Consider the following 20,050-nt stretch of genomic DNA (forward strand, 5'->3'; position numbering starts at 1 on the left):
CTTCAATTATAAGTAATTGAATTTTATTTTACAACGAAAAATTATTAATTATATTTAAAATTTTTCTTGCTGCACCTTCATCAGTAATCAAAACTCCTTTAGGTTTATTTATAAGGGTCGCAATTATAGCTTCCGCCTTAGATGTACCTCCTGCCACAGCTATAAGATACTTTATACCTTCTATATGCTCATCTTTAAGCCCCATAGTTGGCGTAGAGTATACTTCTTCTCCTCTTTTATTAAAATAATATCCAAAGGCTTCTCCTACAGCTTCCTTTTCCTTAAGTATTTCAATTTCTTTATGGCTTAAGCCTCTTCTCTTTGCCATTTCTTCTGCTTTTCCAATCCCATAAAGAAGTATATCTGCATTATATATAATGTCCAGTACATCTTTTATTCCTTTTTCTTTAAGCATGGCATTTATAGCCTCTACACTTAAATTATCTGAAACATGAAGGAGCTTATAATTTGCATTTATTTTATTAGCAAGATTAGAAACTAATGTGTTTGCTTGAGTTTCTAATGTTCTTCCCATTCCACCTCTTGCAGGAACTACTATCATATTAGTTGGAGCATTAAACTTTGGCATATTATCTACTACCTCTTTTATACTACTCCCACCAGTCAATGCCATTATAGTATCTTCCTTGATAAGGTTCCTTACATAGCCTGTTGCAGATTTTCCCATTTCCCTTAAAATATTTTCATCTTCATCTAAATTTCCAGGAACTATAGTAACGTTAATTAATTTTAGTCTTTCTTTAAGTTTATTTTCCAAATCAGCAAGTCCTTTTATATCATAAATGAAGTATTTTAACTTTTCTATTATATGTTCTCCCTCTTCAGTAATTATCATACCTGGAGTTGTAATTTCTATAAAGTTTTGCTCTTTTAAGAAATTCACTTCCGTCCTAACTATTCTTTCACTCAACTCTAAGTTTTTTGAAAGCATCCTTCTTCCAATAGGCTGATTATAGTATATATCTCGTAATATGGAATATCTCTTTTCCATAATTTCTAGCATCTCAGGCACTATCTTTTGTTGTAACTTTAATATTTCCTCCAAGCACAACACCCCTCTGGTCGTTTATTGTCCCGGGCATGTCATTATTGCCCCACTAATATTATAGCTCATTTGGAACCGCTTTCCAAGAGCTATAAATAATTTTTTTAAAATCTTTTTCTCCCCTTCGAAGACTTTATTCCCATTTCTTCTCTATATTTTGTTACAGTTCTTCTTGAAATATTCACATTACTCTTTTTTAACTCATCTGAAATATATTGATCAGATAATGGACTTTTCTTATCCTCTTTATCTATTAAATTAAAAATTAACTTTTTCACATTAATAGAGGACATATTATCACTGCTGGTTCCTTTTATAGATGTTGTGAATAAGCTCTTTATCTTTATAGTTCCTCTACTTGTGTGAATATACTTATCCCTTATTGCCCTACTTATTGTTGATTCATGCATATTTAAATTATCTGCGATTTCTTTAAGAGTCATAGGTTTTAAATATTTCTCACCATAATCAAAGTATTCCCTTTGCATTTCAAGTATACTTTCAAGAACTCTATATACTGTACTTTTTCTATTTTCTATACTTTTTATTAAAAAAGCAGCACTATCTAATCTGTTTTTAACATATTCCACTGCACTCTTATCTTCATTCTTATTTATTATACCTTTATAAAGATTATTTATCATAAGTTTTGGAACTAAATCATCGTTCATTATGATATAATACTTTTCACCTATTTTTTTTATATAGGCATCAGGAGTAATATAATTTACTTCTTCTCCAGTATAAAATCCGCTAGATGGTTTAGGCTGGAGCTTTTTTATAATATCTCCATATCTCTGTGCTTCCATAGGAGTAATATTTAAGCTTTTTCCTATAATATTATATCTATTTTCAGCAATATCTTCTAGATGATTGTCTATAATCTGAAGTAATTTACAATTTTCTATTCTTTTTTGATAAAGCTGTATTTTTAGGCATTCCTTTAAATCCCTTGCTCCAACACCGTAGGGCTCTAAACTTTGAACTATCATCAAAGCATTTTCCACAAGCTTTAATGGCATATGTATCTCTTTAGATATCTCTTCTGTACTTATTTGTAAATATCCCCTAGAATCAATATTTTCTATTATGTAATTACAAATATACTTCATGCAATCCTTTTCATTAAAATCAGCAATTTGCTCTTTTAAATATTCTTTTAAAGACTTTTTGCTAGAAATAAAATTAAATGGAGAAACTTCTTCGTCATCACTTTTTACATAGTTATTATGAGTATAATCATCAAACTCTAAATATTTTATTATATCTTTATAATCTAGCTTGTCTTCTTTTTTATCATATTTAGCTTCTAGCAATGGATTTTCTTGAATTTCCTTTTCAATATATTCCTGAAGTTCAAAGGAAGATAATTGAAGTATTTTAATAGACATTTGCATTTGTTGTGTCATTATTAGCTTTTGTTCTTGATGCATAGATAAACCAAAATCTAAATTCATATACAACACACCCCTTATAGTTTTCATTATAACATTTATATGAATTCAGTTACAGGCTTATACGCAAAATCCATGCCAAAATTTCAAATTATTTTTAATTTTCAACTATATATTTTAACATTAACTATAAACTTTTAATTAAAAAAGCCCGCACCGCGGACTTTTTTAATTAATATGAAATATTAGTTACTTAGTATTAATTATATTTATCTCTGTCCTTTTTCATAAGGCACCCCATCTGCTGCTGGTGCTTGAGTTTTTCCAACAAATCCAGCAAGAGCTAGCATAGTAAGTATATAAGGGAATGCCGCATACACTTCTCCGGGAATAGTCCATCCAAATCCCTTTGCAAATAACTGAAATGTTTCTGCAAAAGCAAATAACATCGATGCCCACATAGCATTTATAGGCTTCCAGTTACCAAATATCATGGCCGCTAGAGCAATAAAGCCTCTACCACTTACCATATTTTCTCTATATAAATTCATTATGCCTATAGAAAGAGTAGCTCCTCCTAATCCTGCAAGAACTCCTGAAAGTATTACACAAAAATATCTTATTTTATATACGCTTACTCCCAAAGTATCTGCAGCCTTTGGATGTTCTCCTACAGATCTTATTCTAAGTCCTAACGGAGTTTTATATATTACATAATGAGATACAAATACTAATATAAATGCTATAAACACAAACCAATTCAATTCTTTTAATATTGCTCCAATGACAGGAACCTTCCCCATCATTTCTGATGGATATGGAATTGATTCTACAACGCTTGTTTGCGAACCAGTGTTAAAGAACTTAACAATTAAAAAACTTGTTAATGCCCCTGCAAATATATTTATAGCAACACCAGATACAACCTGTTCTGCCTTTAAGTGAATACTTAAATACGCATGTATGGCTGCCATAGCTGCTCCAGCAATCATAGCAAATATAAGTCCCATCCAAGGGTTGCCTGTAACAAAGGACCCATATACTGCAAAGAAAGCACCTGTTGTCATTATACCTTCTAAGGCTATATTTACAACTCCAGCTTTCTCCGAAAAAACTCCACCAAGGGCTGCAAATATAAGAGGTGTTGAGAGTCTTAACGTTGCGGCAATTATTCCTGTTATAGCTATATACGCTCCATTATCCATTTGTCAAAGCCCCCTTTTTTCTTCTTTGTGATATAAGTTTAAATATATATTCTCCAGCAATAAATAGTACTATTATACCTTGAATTAAGTATGAAATTGTTTTTGGTATACCAAATAACATAAGGGTTGCTGAACTGTAATTTAGTGCTGCAAATAATATTGCTGAAAAAAGTACTCCTATAGGGTTACTTTTAGCAACTAAAGCTACTGCAATACCATCAAATCCAAAGTTAGGGAATCCAAATAATTGAACAGATTGATGTTGTACCCCCATTACATGTATTGCTCCACCAATACCTGCTATTGCTCCTGAAATTACCATTGACAGTATTATGTTTTTCTTTATACTTATTCCACCGTATTCTGCAGAAGTTGGACTTAATCCTACTGCTCTTATTTCATATCCTATTGTAGTCTTCCAAAACAATATATAAACTAAAATTGCAAATATTAATCCTATAAATATTCCTATGTTCAATCTATTATTAGGTCCTAAAAATCTAAATAGTTCTGCTGACTTTTGAATAAGTTCTGTGCTTGCGGACCCTTCCTTATGAAAAGGACCCATGGTTAAATAATTTGTAAAGTGCATAGCAATAAAGTTCATCATAATAGTATTTACAACTTCATTTGTTCCTATTTTCGCCTTTAAGTATCCTGGAATTCCTGCCCATAATGCCCCCGCAGCCATTCCTGCTATAAGTATTAATATCACATGTATAACTGCAGGTATCCCTGGGATTAATCCTATTATTGCTGCTGTAATCATTCCCATAATAAACTGCCCTTCAACACCTATATTAAAAAGTCCAGTTTTAAATGCAACAGCATGGGCAAGCCCTGTAAATATTAACGGAGTTGTAAATACAAAGGTTTCTATTAAATTTATTTTCGATCCAAAACTACCCTTCCAAATGGAAGTAAATAGTAACTGTGCCGAATCTAAAAATCCAAATCCTTTAGCCCACATTACAAAGAATACAGATATAACAAGAGCTAGCAATATGGATAAAAAGGATACTGATAAATTTCTTACCGAATTTAAAATCGTTATAGTTTTCGTATTATCTTTAGCCATCTATTTTACCTCCCTGCGTATCCTTTTTTAAAGTTCCGCCGGCCATTAATATGCCAAGTTTTTGATCTGTTGCATCCTTAGCATTTAACGTATCTACTATTTCCCCATCATATATAACCGCGATTCTATCTGAAAGAGACATTACTTCATCTAATTCTAATGATACCAAAAGTACTGCCCTTCCTTTATCTCTTTCCTGTATTAATCTTTTATGTATGTACTCAATGGCACCTACGTCAAGTCCACGGGTTGGTTGGACTGCAATTACAAGTTCTGGGTCCTTTTCAATTTCTCTTGCCACAATTAGCTTTTGTTGATTTCCTCCTGATAAAGATGAAGCTGACACATCTTCATTAGGAGTTCTTACATCAAATTCATCTATAAGCTTTTTTACATGTTCTCTTATTTTATGATAATTCATCATTATGCCATTTGAAAAAGGCTTCTTATGGTGTATACCTAGTACAGAGTTTTCAAGTAGTGAATATTTTAAAACCAATCCCCTTTTGTGTCTGTCCTCTGGTATATGGCCAACTCCTGCATCTGTTATATCCTTAGTTGGTTTTCCTGTTATATCATTACCCTTTAAATACACCTTACCTTCTATTGGCTTTATAAGTCCTACTATGGCCTCTACAAGTTCTTTTTGTCCATTACCATCTACTCCTGCAATCCCTAGTATCTCACCAGATTTAATTTCTAAAGTTATGCCTTTTAATGCAGGGAGTTTTCTATGATCTAATGCCTTTAAATTTTCTATCTTTAATATAGCTTCTCCTGGATTTGATAGTTCTTTATTTACTATAAGATTGACCTTTCTTCCTACCATCATTTCTGCCAGTTCGTCTATATTGGTTTCTCTAGTATTAACAGTATCTATATATTTCCCTCTTCTTATTATTGTTACTCTATTACTCATACTCATAACCTCTTTTAATTTATGAGTTATAAGTATTATAGATTTACCCTCTTTTGTTAAATTTTTAAGTATTGATCCAAGTTCTATTATCTCCTGCGGAGTTAAAACTGCTGTTGGTTCATCAAGTATAAGTATTTCTGCACCTCTATATAGTGACTTTAGTATCTCAACCTTTTGTTGTTGCCCTACAGTCATGTCTTCAATTACAGTTTTAGGGTCGATATTAAATCCATACTTTTCTGCAAGTTCTTTAGTATCCTTTTCCGCCTTTTTAATATCTATGTGATATATTCCTTTTTTAGGCTCTTGCCCTAAAACCATATTTTCAGCTACTGTGAAATTATGCACTAACATAAAATGTTGATGCACCATTCCTATACCCAGCTTAATTGCATCCTTAGGATTTTTAATATTTACCTTATTTCCATTTACATATATTTCACCTGCTTCTGGTTGATACAGTCCATATAAAATATTCATTAAAGTAGTTTTTCCAGCTCCATTTTCACCAAGAAGAACATGTATTTCTCCCTTTTTTAGTTCAAAATCCACATTGTCATTAGCTATAGTTCCTGGAAAAATCTTGGTTATACCTTTCATTTCTACAACTCTTTCCATTTAAATCCTCCCTTCTGCAATGAAGTTTAAGTTCCAAATAATTATGCAAAAGGCTAGGTGCATAAGCACCTAGCCAAACTACTATAGCTGTGGAGCTTTAAAATCCTTAAGCTCTTTTCTTGTACCTGGAACTTTAAACTTTCCTTCTTTTATAGCTTTTTTATATTTATTAGCTAATTCTACATATTCCTTAGGAACCTTTTCATTAATTGTAGGAGCTATTCCAACTCTATCTTCTTTTATTCCAAGAACTTTATGCTGTCCTCCTTGGAATTTTCCATCTTTAAGATCTTTTATAGCATCATAAACTGATTCTCCAACCTTTTTTTCCATTGAAAATGCTATAACATCTTTATAAGCTGGAAGTGCTGCTGCTTGGTCAGAGTCAACACCTATAGCCCATTTGTTCATTTCCTTAGCAGCTTTGAAAAGTCCAAGACCTGCTCCACCTGCTGCATGGAATATTATATCACATCCACTGTTATATAACATTTTAGCTGCTTCCACACCTTTTTGCTGGTCATCAAAAGAATCAACATATTTAGCATTTTTACCTGGAGTTTTAACATCTACAGGCATTAAAAGTTTTCCTGCTTCTGGATTAACAGACATAACACCAGCTATAAATCCAGATTCAAATCTATTTATAACTTCTCCTTCTTTTCCACCTATAAATCCTACTTTATTAGTTTTAGTCATTTTTCCTGCTATTACACCTGCAAGGAAAGAACCTTCTTCTTCTTTAAATGTTATTGATAAAGTATTTGGGCTATTAACTACAGCGTCAACTACTACAAACTTTTTATCTGTTATTTGCTTTGATACCTCTGACATAGCCTGACTCATCATGTACCCACATCCAACTGTTAAATCAGCTACTCCAGACATAGTTTTTAAGTTTGGCTGATACGCATCCTGCTGCTTAGATTCTACAGCTGGAACTTGCTCAATACCAAGATCCTTAGCTGCTTTAGTTATCCCTTCATGGGCAGATTGGTTAAAGGAACCGTCGTTAATACCTCCCTGATCAGTAACTAAACCTACTTTTAATGCAGTTGCTGCCGGCTTTGTGCCACCTTGGTCTGCTGGTTTCTTTTCCCCACCACCGCAGCCTGCAAGTAATGACATTGTCATTATTGTTGCTGCTAATAATGAAACTATTCTTTTTTTGTTCATTTGTAATTCCCTCCTATAATAAATATTTAAATAATGTAATCCTTAACATTATTATTCTACAAATAGCCTAATTATCCTTCATTTATCAAATATGTGAAAAATAATTTTTATATTTGTATAATTTCAACTTAACCTATTCTACTTTATACTCAATAAATCATTAATTAATTATTAATATTCCTCTATAAAAAACATCCCACAAGCCCCTCTGCCTGCATGAACACCAACCACACATCCTACTTCACATTCCATAAAATCATTACCGTTTTCACAAAGATACTCCTTAAGTTGTAACCGCACATCATCATTTTCAACTTGTAGAAGAGACATAGGTTCTCCCTTTTGTACTTCTTTTTCATTCATATAATCTATAATATATCTTGCAGCTTTTCTACTTCCTCTTACTTTATCTATTACGGCCATTTCTCCATTAACTACTCCAAGTATCGGTCTTATTCCAAGAATATTTCCTATAACTCCCGCAGTCTTAGAAAGCCTTCCACCTTTAACCAAGTTATCTAAATGTTCAAATGCCAATACAGCTTTAACATGAGGTACTGTATTTTTAATTTCTATTTCTATTTCATTTATAGAAAAACCTTTTTCTTTTAATATAGCAGCTTTCACCGCTAGTATTCCAAGTCCCGAGGTTACATTTAATGAATCTATTACTACTATGCTTTCAGTATCTAACATATCTCTTGCAATGCATGCAGACTGATAAGTTCCACTCATTTTAGATGATAAATGTATAGAAACTATCTTGTATCCTTCGCTTAAATATTTGTTATAATGCTCTAAAAATCGCTGAGGGTTTATTTGAGATGTAGTAGGGAAAGTTTCACACTTATCCATTTTATCTAATAGTTCCCCTAAAAAGATATCTACACCATCCTTATAAGTTTCTTGTTCAAGGTTAACTAATAGAGGTATAACTTCTATATCATATTTTTCCACTATAGATTTTGGCAAATCTGCAGTACTATCCGTCACTATCTTTATTTTTTCCAATACTTTGCCCCCCTATTTCATCCTTGGAAAATTCATCTGCCTCAATGCCTCATAAGTCATTATAGATACAGTATTGGATAAATTTAAAGATCTAGTTGTGCTCTCTATCATAGGTACTCTTATACATGTTTCACTGTTTTCTTTTCTTATATAATCAGGCAGTCCACTAGATTCTCTTCCAAATACAATAAAATCCCCCTGTTCAAACTTTACATCTGAATAAAATTTGTTTGCATGGGTAGTTGAAAAATAAAACCTGCTATCTTTATACTTTTCTCTAAGTTCTTCATAGGATTCATAAATAGTTAAGTCTAAGTATTTCCAATAATCTAGCCCTGCTCTTTTTAAATGTTTTTCATCTAAGCTAAAGCCTAAAGGTTTTATAAGATGAAGCTTAGAATTTGTAAGCACACAAGTTCTAGCTATGTTCCCAGTATTTTGTGGTATTTCTGGCTGAAATAAAACTATATTTAAATTCAAATTTTTTTCCCCCTTATGTATTTAACTCATCAGTACAAATCCATAATAAATATATTACTCTAATATTACCAATTGTTCAATTACTAGTTTTTTTATTAAGCAGCATAATCCCATATTCTAACGGACTCTTTTCAAAAATTATTCTCATAGATATAAACATAACGTTGCTACTGATCTACAACACAAATTTTTCTATAGCTTTTGCTACTCCATCATTTTCATTAGTATCTGTTATATAATCTGCGCTTTCTTTCACAAAATCCTCTGCATTGCCCATTGCAATTCCAAGACCTGCATATTTTATCATGGATAAATCATTTTCATTATCTCCCATACATATTATCTCACTTTTATTAATGCCATAATAATTTGCAAGCATCTCTACTGCCTTCCCCTTAGATACTCCCTTTGACATTATTTCAAAGTTTTTCTTTAAGGAACTTACCACTTCTACGGTTTCTATTTTATTAATTTCTTCCTTTGCTTTCTTAATCTTCTCTATATCTTTATCTATAACTATGCATTTTAGTATTTCACTTTCATTTTCTTTTAATACCCTTTGCCACTCTTCTACAATATGAATTTTTATTCTTCTATCCTCTGGTAAAGTTTCATTTAATTTAGAATAAAACAATGAGGAATTAATGATCTTTTCTGTAAAAATAGAATCATAGGTATTAAAATGAGGATATAAATTAAAGTTCTTAAGTATTTCAACTATTTTTATGGCATTATCATAACCTAAAAGTGATTTATATATAACCTTATCACTGGATTTTTCTCTTATGTAAGCTCCATTAGATGCTATAACAGGAGTTTTTACTCCTAAAAGATCTGCAAAGTAATTAGCTGATGTGAATAACCTGCCTGTAGTAACAGCTACATTTACTCCATTCCTTGAAGCCATTTTAATAGCTTCTAAATTTTTTTCACTTATTTCTCCAGTATTATTTAACAATGTTCCATCCATATCTATACATATTAATTTATATTTCAATATAAACATTCCTTTCGTTAATTGTTATTTACATACTATTTATTATATAAATAGCAGCTACTTCTGTCCAATTTGCATATCTCTTATATATTCTTCTTTATAACTTAGCTTTATATGTAATTAAAAAGGAACCTTTGCTTAAGGCAAAAGTTCCCTTTTTATGCGGAGGCACTCTAACTTTGATAACTCAAGTTTTACTGGTGCGGATAACAGGACTTGAACCTGCATGAAGTTTCCTTCGCTAGAACCTGAATCTAGTGCGTCTGCCAATTCCGCCACATCCGCATTACCATAATATTCTATATAAATATTATAGCATGTATACTTTAATTTACAATACTACAAAATAAAAGAATATATACTTAATTTTACTTTGCTTATCTCTCAGATATTTTTCTATGGAATTATAATAGCTTATCTTATCTAATCCTTTTAAATTATTGTATTGTCCATAATATTCTTCATAAACTAAAGAACATAAGTCACTCATTATAAATCTAATATAAACATCATCATAGTCCTTCCAAAATTCTAAATCTCCAGTATTACTTGGGATAACTATTCCTTCAGTTTCTAATCTTGCTAATATATATTGATACAAAGGAATTATACTTTGCGATCTTATAATTTTATTTGTTCTATATTTTTTAATTAATATAAATATACATATAATAAAAAATACTCCTAGTGCAATCCACAAGACTTTATTTACGACAAACTCTTTTAAATCTATATTTTTTTCACCTTTTTCTAATTGTTGTTGCGGCCTTTTGTCAACTGTATTAGTATCCTGTAGCTTTTTCTGTATTTGATTATTTTCTTTTTCTTCAGCTTTTTCCTCATCCGTCCTTAAGATCTCCGGTGCACTTGGCACTGCATCAAATACTCCCCACGTATTATATGTAGGGGATACTAGTACCTCCACCCAAGCGTGAGCATTTCTATTTGTAACCACATAAAGTCCATTTTCATTCTTATTATTGGTCATATTAAACCCTTCAACATACCTTGCAGGAATACCTGCAATTCTAAGCATTACTACTGAAGCTGTTGCAAAATAAGTGCAATATCCCTTCTTTTCTTCAAATAAAAAGTAATCTACAAACTCCTTATTTTGAGGAATGTCTGAAACTTGAAGAGAATACTTATAATTTTTGTTAAGATAATTATATATACTTATGAGACTTTCAGAAGCATTTTTATCTTTAGATGTTATTTGTTTTGTTAAATCATATACTCTCTTAGGAATATTTTTAGGCAGCTCTAGATATTTTTTATAATTTTCCATTTCTCCTTCCATGTAAGACCTTTTGTACTCAAAATCTATAGCATCCATTACTTTAGAATTTTTTGCCCCAGGAGTTATTTTACTGTATTTCTCATTATCATCATAAAATCTTATGGTATATGGTGTACTTATCACCTTGGAAGATAGTAAATCTCCTTCTTTATTTATATATAAAGTTTTATTACCAATAGACATTCCCTCTGTATATAAAGTTGAAAAAATAGTACTGGTATACAAGTTAGTTGGATAAATAGTTAATTCATTTTTCACACTTTCCGTTTTAAGAAAAAAGCTTCTACCGCCTTCGACCTTGGGAAGTGGATTTACATCTCCCACTTTTTTAAATGTATCAATACTATTTCTCCAGGAAAATCCATCATAAAAATCCTTAGAACTTCCTCTTAAATAATATGGTCTATTGCTTCTCACCTTAAAAACTTCTCTATCATCTAATGTAATGGGTCCTCCAAGTTTTGATTCTGTGATGGGATAACCTGATGATGATATATTATACATATGACTTGTAGCATTTTTATTAGGCAAAAGTCTATTTGCTATATTATCTCTTAATTCTCTATAATGTCCTTTGTAGTTTTTAGGAAAAAAACTTTGCAAAGATGAAATCATTAGACTTAGAACAAACATATAAAGTGCAGCTTTTAGAATAGGCAACTCTGTTTTTATACTTCTTTGATTTAAAACTCTCTTTTCCTTTAAAAAATTGTTTATTGAAAGAGTAACTATAGTAAGTACAAGATATAAAAACAAATATCTCTTCACTATAGAGGTATATCCGTAATACCAGAAGAAAGTAGTAGATGCAAAACTTATAAGTATTATAAAATTGGGAAATATATTTGAAATAAATATAGATATTACTATGAGGACTGGAAGCAAAGTTATAATTAAGATTTTATATTGAAAAAACTCAGTAGCTTCTCTATTATATATAGCATTATTTAAATACTGCATATAAGAATTGTTTCTTAGCATTAACTTATTTATATATTCCATATTGTTATACGTCAAAAAAGCCAGCATACTTATAATAAGTAATATCAGTAAAGCTTTAACATAAAACTTTTTTATTACGAATTTAAAAACATATACTAACACTATGACCGTTAAAAATAAAGAGGAAAATAGCACATAAGAAAAGTTACTTATTTTAAAGGTAACCTCCATTACTCTAAATATGAATATTAAGTTCAAATAAATTAGTATAATCTTTACTAAAAACTCCCTTATATCTTTCATACTATTCCTCTTCTTTTATAAGTTCTCTATATGATAAAGCTTTAATATCATTTTCCTTAAGTTGTTGTAGGAGACTTAAATCTTTAAAGTCTATATTGACATATATAAGTTCTAAATTGTATCCCATTCTTCTTATACTTATTATTGTCCTTACTTGTTCTTCTGTTAAGACCGCAGTAATTATTACCAAGGTGTCCTTATCTATAAAATTTAAAGAATCATATATAAAAGACTCAAAATTTCCTTCTCCCTTACTTTTATGTAGAAGGAAATATTCCATAAGCTCGCTGACATCTCCTCTTTTTTCTATATAAAAGCTTCTATTTTCCTCATTTCTTATATAAACCTTTGTTTTCATACTCCTATTTTGTAAGTAATTTACAAGTGACATACAAATTTCTACTGCTTTTTCCTCAAGTATGTCTTTCTCTATAATATTTAATTTATTCATGTTTAATAAAATGCTGCATCTTTCTCCAGAGGTATAATCAAAGTTTTTTATATATAGTTCTCCATATTTAGCACTTAATTTCCAGTGTATATTTCTCAAACTATCTCCTACTCTATATTTTCTAATATCTCTTACAGAGGATTCGTCCCCCACATTTTTTCTATTTGAATTTATTATGCTTATTTCATTATATCCATCAAATACTTTAGGAATGAAAGAGTACACTTTAGGATACACGCTTATACATTTATTACTCTTTAATATGAAATTTGTAGTAAAAATATATAAAAAATCCTTTATAATAATTTCTGTAACTCCAAAATTATATATCCCTCTAATATCAAAGCATAACTCTCCCTTTATCCTTCTATTTTTATCTCCCGGAAGAATTAATACATCACTTTTAAAACTTTTTTCAAAACTAGACAATGCTTTATTAAATATTTCCAAATATGGAACGGGAAGTATACTGTAATTTTTAATTATGATTGTAAATTGGCAGGGTTCCTTAGTATATAACTTATCTTTATTAAGTTTTATTTCTATTGCAATTTTTCTTCTAATATATATCAAGTAAATAAAAGAAATTACTAATGATAATAGAGTACTATAAAATAACGAGTATGCAAGGGCACTTCCATCTAAATATGCATAAACTAATGTAACTAAAAGTAGTATTATAAAAAATCCTTTTACCCTTATCATTTTATATCTCTCTTAATTCTAGGTACAGGTATTGTTTTTATAATATCTTTTACAACTTGTTCTTGAGTATAATTATTAGCTCTTCCAAAGGGTGAAAGTATGACTCTATGTGCATATACTTCTACTATATTTTCCTTCACATCTTCAGGAATTACATAAGTTCTACCATTTATAAGAGCTGAAGCTTGTGCTATTTTAAGTAAGGCTAAGGAAGCTCTAGGACTTACTCCTAATGATAAATATTTATTATTTCTTGTAGCCTCTGAAATATTAACTATATAAGTATTTATATCATCTGATACATATATTTCTTTGCATATTTTTTGCAGTTCTAATAGTTCTTCTCTACTTCCAATTACATTTATTTTCTCAATAGGATTTTCATTTCTATAAATTTTAAGCATTTTTTCTTCATAACTTTTTTCTGGATATCCTATGTGAACCTTTATCATAAATCGATCTAATTGTGCTTCAGGCATTATAAAGGTTCCCTCATATTCTATAGGATTTTGAGTCGCAAGTACTATAAATGGCTCTGAAAGCTTATAAGTTTCCCTTCCCTCAGAAACTTGCTTTTCCTCCATTACCTCTAAAAGAGCTGACTGGGTTTTCGGTGAAGTTCTATTTATCTCATCTGCCAGTAGTATATTTGAGAATATAGGTCCTTCTATAAACTCAAATTCCTGAACCTTTTGATTATATATAGAAATTCCTAAGATATCTGACGGCAATAAATCTGGTGTAAATTGAATACGACTATAGTTTAAATTAAAGGACTTTGCTAAGGCCTTTACTAGTGTGGTTTTCCCTACTCCTGGGACATCTTCTATAAGTATATGTCCTCCTGCAATTATCCCTTTTAATATGTTAAAAATCTCATATTCTTTTCCTATTATCACATTGTTAATATTATAAACTATATTCTTTATAAACTTTTCACTTTCCATATTTTACCCTCCACTTATTTATAATTATATCCAATTATAGATCAAAAAAAAACATACACTAAATTAATTTTTAATGTATGTTTTTATATTTAACTTTTCTTAGTACCTACTTTTATTAATCCATTTACAGGGCGATAAAAATCATTTGATATAAGTTCTTTATCTATAAGTTTTCCATTCTCATAATTATTTTTATAAACTCTTACTTTATATCCCGTGTAAGCCTTTTGTACTATCTGCTGCTGACCTTCAGGCAATGAAGCATCCTGTACTGTTTGAGTAGTTGCCGGAATTGTTTCATATGTTTCTGAAGTTATGTCATAGCTTTTGGATGCTAATTGACTACTTGAATATACATTAAATGCCACATTCCCTCCTGCAGTATAGGCCTCAATATATATAGGATAATTTAATGTATTTTTAAACTTATAATCAATAGTTCCCCAATCTACAGTAGCATCTGCTCCTAATGGCACATAACTAGATGGTAAAGTATGATGAGCTCTTTCGGTAGGTTTTAAATTGGCTCTAAGTATAGCATTATATAAAGTAGATGATACCTGACATATTCCTCCACCTAGTCCCGATTCAACTTTATTTCCAACTATAACAGGAGCTGCTTGATATCCTCTTGCCGCAGTTCTTTCTCCTACTGCTCCATTAAAACTAAATGTATCTCCTGGCATTAGCACAGTCCCATTTATACTTTGAACTGCCTTTTGAATATTATTAGCTCTTTGTGGAGATGAAATAGCTCCATAACTAGTTGAAAAAGAAGAAATTCTTGTGTTTACTACTCTAAGCTTATCAGAAGTTACCGTTGATTTTGTTTCTTCTATAGGTGCTTCTACTTCTATATTTACTCCTATTTCTCCATTAATTTTAGATAAAACATCCTTTTGTAACTTATCCGTTGCAAGTTTTCTTCCTGATTGCTGCTCTGAAATATTAAATGCTCCTCCTACTTTATTAAGCTTTGCATTTATAGGTTCCTTATTTACTTCCTTTTCTACATTTGAAATAAAGCTTTTAACTTTGTTATCATTATAGGAAAAATCTAAATTAATATTTTTTTGCACAGGATTTTTTATAAGCTTATATCTTGAAATAAGATTTAAGTTTTTCCCGTAATTTAAAGCTTCATTAGTTGCTTTATCTAAATCAAATTTAGCATTCATTTCAGCAAATTTAATGGTGTGTTTTTTTCCCGGAGTATTTATAGAAAGTTGCTTAGTAACTATTTTATCTAAATACTCGCTTTTAAGTATCTTCTTGGCTTCTTCTGGTGTCTTTTTAGATAAGTCTACCTTGTCCACAACTACTCCTGGATATATTAATCCCTCATAGGTTTTAACTGTGTTATACATGTAACTTACCCCTGCTGATACTATACCTGCAACTGTTATAACCGAGAATAATAGTATTAATATTAGTGCTTTTTTCTTTTTTCTTTTCTTCTTCCTTTTTTCCACATGTATCACCTCTAACTTCCTAGTATATTATACTAATAAAAATGTGCTTGTACAACAATCCTACGCATCCCAAACACTAAAAGTTTTTACCAAAAATCAAAAAGAATCTCATCTAAGTGAAATTCTCTTAATAATTTAAAATTAATTTTCTACATTTTTTTCAAAGACACATTTATAATATTGCATTTTAGAGTAATCTGTTAAAAGTTTTCCGGTTTCATAAGATTTATCATGGAAAATATCTCTTATTTCCTCTAATGAAATTTTACAATTTAAAAAATCTATGACAGCACATATCATCTTACTTGAACTTTTAACTGCCTCCTGATAAATTTCATTAAAGCCATTATAATACACTTCGTTAAGATTACAAGGATGATTCCATTTTCTATGATTTTTATTTAAATAATCTAAAGTTTCGTTTATATATTTAGGATATATACTTGCCTTAATTCTAAATTTTTTAGAGCACATCTCTTCTATTACGCAAAAGATTTTTCTTTTCCATCCATTTTCATCCATCAAATATTTTAATCCTTTCTTCATATCTTTATAGGAGTTTTCTATTAAATTTTCTTCTACCTTTATTTTATGAACCTCCCAAAATCCTTTATAAATTAATTCATTTATACAAGTTGGCATTCCCTTCTCTATTTCTATTTGTTTAAAAATAGGAGTATTATACGCATCTTTTCCCCATCTAGTTTTAATTTCAATTGTCCCAATTATCACTTCTAGTTGTTTATGGTATATGTCATATTTTTTAGTACTCGAATATTTAGGATTATATACTCCTCCAAAATAATAAATAAAAGGATGTCCTAGTGTGTCCAAAGCATAATGAGTTATAAAACCTGATACGTAAGCAAATAATTTCTCAAACTCTTTACTATTGTTTGATTCACTTAAATTTTCTATAAGAAAAATTAAAAACTCTGAAGTTTTAGCAGTGTGAAGCACTTGACTTAACTTTTTCATAAACTGGCGTTTATGAGGATTATAGAACTTACAATATAACAGAGGGTCCGGTCCTTGAGCTCCAAAGTTATAAAGTTCTTTATTATTTATAAGCATGTTTCTATACTTTCCATCTGGTATCTTTCTTATGGCATCTTCAGCACAAAGAATATGAGTCCAAGCATCTGGCATGTATTAAACACTTCCTTTAATAGATTTTAATCTACATTTAAAATTATGTTTCTCATTTCAGGCTCTTCTTATTCAATTAAGCTTTTAATTTAAGTTATTGCAAATTTATCTCAATATTAAAAAGGAGTTTGCAAATGCAAACTCCTTAATTTATTAAATTATTAAAATTTCTTACTGCTACATAATATTTAAGCTGTGCTTGCTTTAATAATATACCTGAATTGTCCATAACTTTCTTAGCTTGTCTAGTTTCTATTTCTGTGCTCATTCCAACCTCTTGTCTTTTTACTGCTGACTCCCATAGCTTTTTATTTTTTTCATAATCAAGCTTTTTAATTTCAATGTCATCCTTTAAATTTAATAAGCTATTGTAGTCACTTCTTAATTTATATTCTATAGAAATTTGCTTGTCTTTTATGTCATAATTTGCTTGAATTATATTATTACCTAAGATCTTTATTTGGTCATCATATAATTCTTCAGCATTATTGTCATTTGTTACTTCCTTTTCTTTTTCTAGGAGTTCCTTATTTTTTTCTAACGATACAACTTCATAACTATCTTGAACCTTTTGCTTTATAGTATCATCTAAATTCTTTAATTTTAATTCAGCTACTGGTATCTCCCCACTTGATAAAACTATATTATCGTTAAAATTCTTTCCCATAATATTTTTTAAATTCATTAACAAATTTTGTTTTTCTCTCTGTAATTTTAATAATTCACTTTTCCCTACTTCAAGATTTAATTCCTCAACCATAGTAGAAGTTTTTTCCATGGTTCCTTGCTCTACTTGCTTATTTTTATTTTCAAGCTGCTTATATAAAGTTTCTACTTTATAATTTTGCAAATTTATAAGTTCATCTTGGATAAGAATACTAAAATATTTTTCTTCTACGTCTACTTCTAAAGATTTCTTTTTTTCACTTATTTCGTTTTCCGAATCTTTGACTGCTTTTTCAGTTTTCATAGGATAAAGGTCTTGTCTCTTTGCAGTTTCTAATTCGCTATCTCCTTCTTTATACTTAACATCTACTGCTTCTTCATAATCCAACTTAGCTGTTTTATTTTTTTCCAATAGCTGACCTAAATCTCTATTGTTATCCAGTGCAAGCTTTATTGCATCAGTCCTACTTACATTATTATTGGATGCAGTAACATTTATTTTTCCCCCATAAAAAACTGCTGCAATTAATACAGTGATACCGATAAGACTTATAATTTTATGTTTTTTTATATAATGTTTTTGCATATTACTTCCCTCCACTTATAGATTCGTAATACGACGGTCCTATCTCAGACGCTGATTTTAATTTATTTATAGATTTATTTAAATCAAGCATACTATTTTGATATTCCATCTCTGAAGATAATATAGCTAAATTAAAACTTAGAACTGTACTCATAGGTATTATCCCTTGCTTATATCTCTGTTCCATAAGTTCCAACTGTTTTTTATTATTTTCTAACTTAGCCTTATTCAAACCTACAATGCTTTCTTTTTCCTGTACCTCTAAAAATGCTTTGTTCATTTCTGATTTTATATTATTTTCTACATTACTTAAAATTAACTTTTTTTGTACAACTTCACTTTCTGCTTTTTTTAACTCGCTATCTTCGCTGTTTAAATAACCCTTAGCAATATCCAATTCTCTTTCTTTTACATTAATATCAATTTGAGCACTTTTTATTTCCGATCTTTCAGATAATGCATTATTTACCAGACTTTCTATACTTGGTATCGATTCTAGTGAAATATGCTGTCCCTCAATATTAATGTTTCTGGTTAGACTTACACCTAAAAGCTTTTTAAGAGTCATTTCTAAGTTCTCTCTAGTTCGCTTTATTGAGCTTATCTGAAATTTTAATTTATTTAATTCTGTTTCAGCTATTATTTTTTCTGTTTCAGGAGCTTGTCCCTGATTTACCCGTATAACCAGATTATCATATTCTCTCTTTTGATTATTATAAACATTTTCTTGAAGATTTATTGCATCTTTTAATTGAACTATATTATCGTATAACTCTGCTACCGAATTTTTAATACTTTCTGTAGCAGCTTCTTTACTTAAATCTAATTTTTTTATTTCTTTATCCACCGAATACCATACAAAATCTCTATTTTTTATAAACATATTAAATTCTTCTTTAGCAGTATAATTAGGAGGCTTTCCTCCAAACATACGCTTATAAACTTCTATTTTGACAAATTGCCCGGGTAATAATTTAATTTTTCCCCATTCTTTTTCTTGTTCTTCCGACAATGGGCTATTTGCTATTTCTTCTTCAAGCTTTTTTATCATTTCTTCATCTTCTGGACTTTTAGGGTTTTTGTTATTTAGTAAGATTAATTGCTGTCTTAGGTCATATGCAGGATTACCCTCTATCTTTTGAATTCTTGAATAAAGATTTTTATAGTCCTGTATAGCATCTAAAGTCTCCTGCATTTTTTCCTTTAAATCTAAGGCCATATCTAATTGTATATCCATATTTTTAGATAATGTATTTAACTTTTGAAAATTATCAACATTACTCAATGCCATTTCTACTGCTTTTTCTTTCGTTAAATTTAATACTGTATTATCTTCTGTATTAGATGCCTTTATATTTAATATTGGAGAAATAACTATTGCACTTATTATTAATGCACAAAGCATTCCAATTAAAAAAGATCTCTTTTTCACTTCTTCCCCTCCTTTTTTTATCTGTCTTGGACTTGAAGTTAATATTAAAATTAAGTTCATCGCTCCATAGAGATATTAATTGAAAAAGACTTAAAATACTAGAAATACAGCACTAAGAAATGCATAAATTTTGTTCTAGTAACCTCCCATGTA

General features: G+C 29.9%; 16 protein-coding genes and 1 tRNA gene. All 17 read right to left on the reverse strand.

Annotated elements, in window-relative coordinates; translation table 11 throughout:
* Positions 1-28: 28 nt before the first annotated feature.
* Positions 29-1,066: a sugar-binding transcriptional regulator gene (locus tag CRN98_RS05965; RefSeq protein ID WP_097026515.1), complete on the reverse strand. Its 1,038-nt coding sequence runs from the start codon at positions 1,064-1,066 to the stop codon at positions 29-31.
* A 104-nt stretch (positions 1,067-1,170) separates the two neighbouring features.
* The gene (gene rpoN / locus CRN98_RS05970; RefSeq protein ID WP_097026516.1) at positions 1,171-2,523 is read right to left on the reverse strand and encodes an RNA polymerase factor sigma-54; all 1,353 of its coding nucleotides are present in this window, start codon (positions 2,521-2,523) and stop codon (positions 1,171-1,173) included.
* 206 nt (positions 2,524-2,729) lie between these two features.
* Positions 2,730-3,665 carry an ABC transporter permease gene (locus CRN98_RS05975; protein ID WP_097026517.1) on the reverse strand — a complete coding sequence of 312 codons (936 nt, stop codon included), beginning with the start codon at positions 3,663-3,665 and terminating at the stop codon, positions 2,730-2,732.
* Entirely contained in the window at positions 3,658-4,743 is a 1,086-nt protein-coding gene (locus tag CRN98_RS05980) for an ABC transporter permease (protein ID WP_097026518.1), read from the reverse strand. The genes CRN98_RS05975 and CRN98_RS05980 overlap by 8 nt, the downstream gene beginning before the upstream one ends.
* Positions 4,736-6,280 carry an ABC transporter ATP-binding protein gene (locus CRN98_RS05985; RefSeq protein WP_097026519.1) on the reverse strand — a complete coding sequence of 515 codons (1,545 nt, stop codon included), beginning with the start codon at positions 6,278-6,280 and terminating at the stop codon, positions 4,736-4,738. Before CRN98_RS05985 ends, CRN98_RS05980 begins: the two co-directional genes overlap by 8 nt.
* 81 nt (positions 6,281-6,361) lie before the next feature.
* Complete coding sequence (locus tag CRN98_RS05990) at positions 6,362-7,456, reverse strand: BMP family lipoprotein (protein WP_097026520.1); 1,095 nt, start codon at positions 7,454-7,456, stop codon at positions 6,362-6,364.
* 171 nt (positions 7,457-7,627) lie between these two features.
* Complete coding sequence (locus CRN98_RS05995; protein WP_097026521.1) at positions 7,628-8,467, reverse strand: DegV family protein; 840 nt, start codon at positions 8,465-8,467, stop codon at positions 7,628-7,630.
* A 12-nt stretch (positions 8,468-8,479) separates the two neighbouring features.
* Positions 8,480-8,947 carry a tRNA (cytidine(34)-2'-O)-methyltransferase gene (locus CRN98_RS06000; protein WP_097026522.1) on the reverse strand — a complete coding sequence of 156 codons (468 nt, stop codon included), beginning with the start codon at positions 8,945-8,947 and terminating at the stop codon, positions 8,480-8,482.
* Between the two features lie 175 nt (positions 8,948-9,122).
* Positions 9,123-9,944 (reverse strand): Cof-type HAD-IIB family hydrolase, encoded by an 822-nt coding sequence (locus tag CRN98_RS06005; RefSeq protein WP_097026523.1) that lies wholly within the window; start codon positions 9,942-9,944, stop codon positions 9,123-9,125.
* A 198-nt stretch (positions 9,945-10,142) separates the two neighbouring features.
* A tRNA-Leu gene (locus tag CRN98_RS06010) sits at positions 10,143-10,229 on the reverse strand.
* A gap of 46 nt (positions 10,230-10,275) precedes the next feature.
* The gene (locus CRN98_RS06015; protein WP_179631975.1) at positions 10,276-12,246 is read right to left on the reverse strand and encodes a transglutaminase-like domain-containing protein; all 1,971 of its coding nucleotides are present in this window, start codon (positions 12,244-12,246) and stop codon (positions 10,276-10,278) included.
* A 244-nt stretch (positions 12,247-12,490) separates the two neighbouring features.
* Positions 12,491-13,645, reverse strand: coding sequence for a DUF58 domain-containing protein (locus CRN98_RS06020; protein ID WP_097026525.1), 1,155 nt, complete (start codon positions 13,643-13,645; stop codon positions 12,491-12,493).
* Entirely contained in the window at positions 13,642-14,592 is a 951-nt protein-coding gene (locus tag CRN98_RS06025) for an AAA family ATPase (protein ID WP_097026526.1), read from the reverse strand. The genes CRN98_RS06020 and CRN98_RS06025 overlap by 4 nt, the downstream gene beginning before the upstream one ends.
* Before the next feature lie 89 nt (positions 14,593-14,681).
* Complete coding sequence (locus tag CRN98_RS06030; RefSeq protein WP_143331278.1) at positions 14,682-16,064, reverse strand: VanW family protein; 1,383 nt, start codon at positions 16,062-16,064, stop codon at positions 14,682-14,684.
* Between the two features lie 141 nt (positions 16,065-16,205).
* Positions 16,206-17,213 (reverse strand): zinc dependent phospholipase C family protein, encoded by a 1,008-nt coding sequence (locus CRN98_RS06035; protein ID WP_097026528.1) that lies wholly within the window; start codon positions 17,211-17,213, stop codon positions 16,206-16,208.
* 145 nt (positions 17,214-17,358) lie between these two features.
* Positions 17,359-18,465, reverse strand: a complete 1,107-nt coding sequence (locus tag CRN98_RS06040; protein ID WP_097026529.1) for a TolC family protein — start codon at positions 18,463-18,465, stop codon at positions 17,359-17,361.
* 1 nt (position 18,466) lies between these two features.
* Positions 18,467-19,897, reverse strand: coding sequence for a TolC family protein (locus CRN98_RS06045; RefSeq protein ID WP_179631977.1), 1,431 nt, complete (start codon positions 19,895-19,897; stop codon positions 18,467-18,469).
* Positions 19,898-20,050 lie beyond the last annotated feature (153 nt).

This window comes from Clostridium peptidivorans (assembly GCF_900205925.1).
Lineage (GTDB): Bacteria > Bacillota > Clostridia > Clostridiales > Clostridiaceae > Clostridium_AK > Clostridium_AK peptidivorans.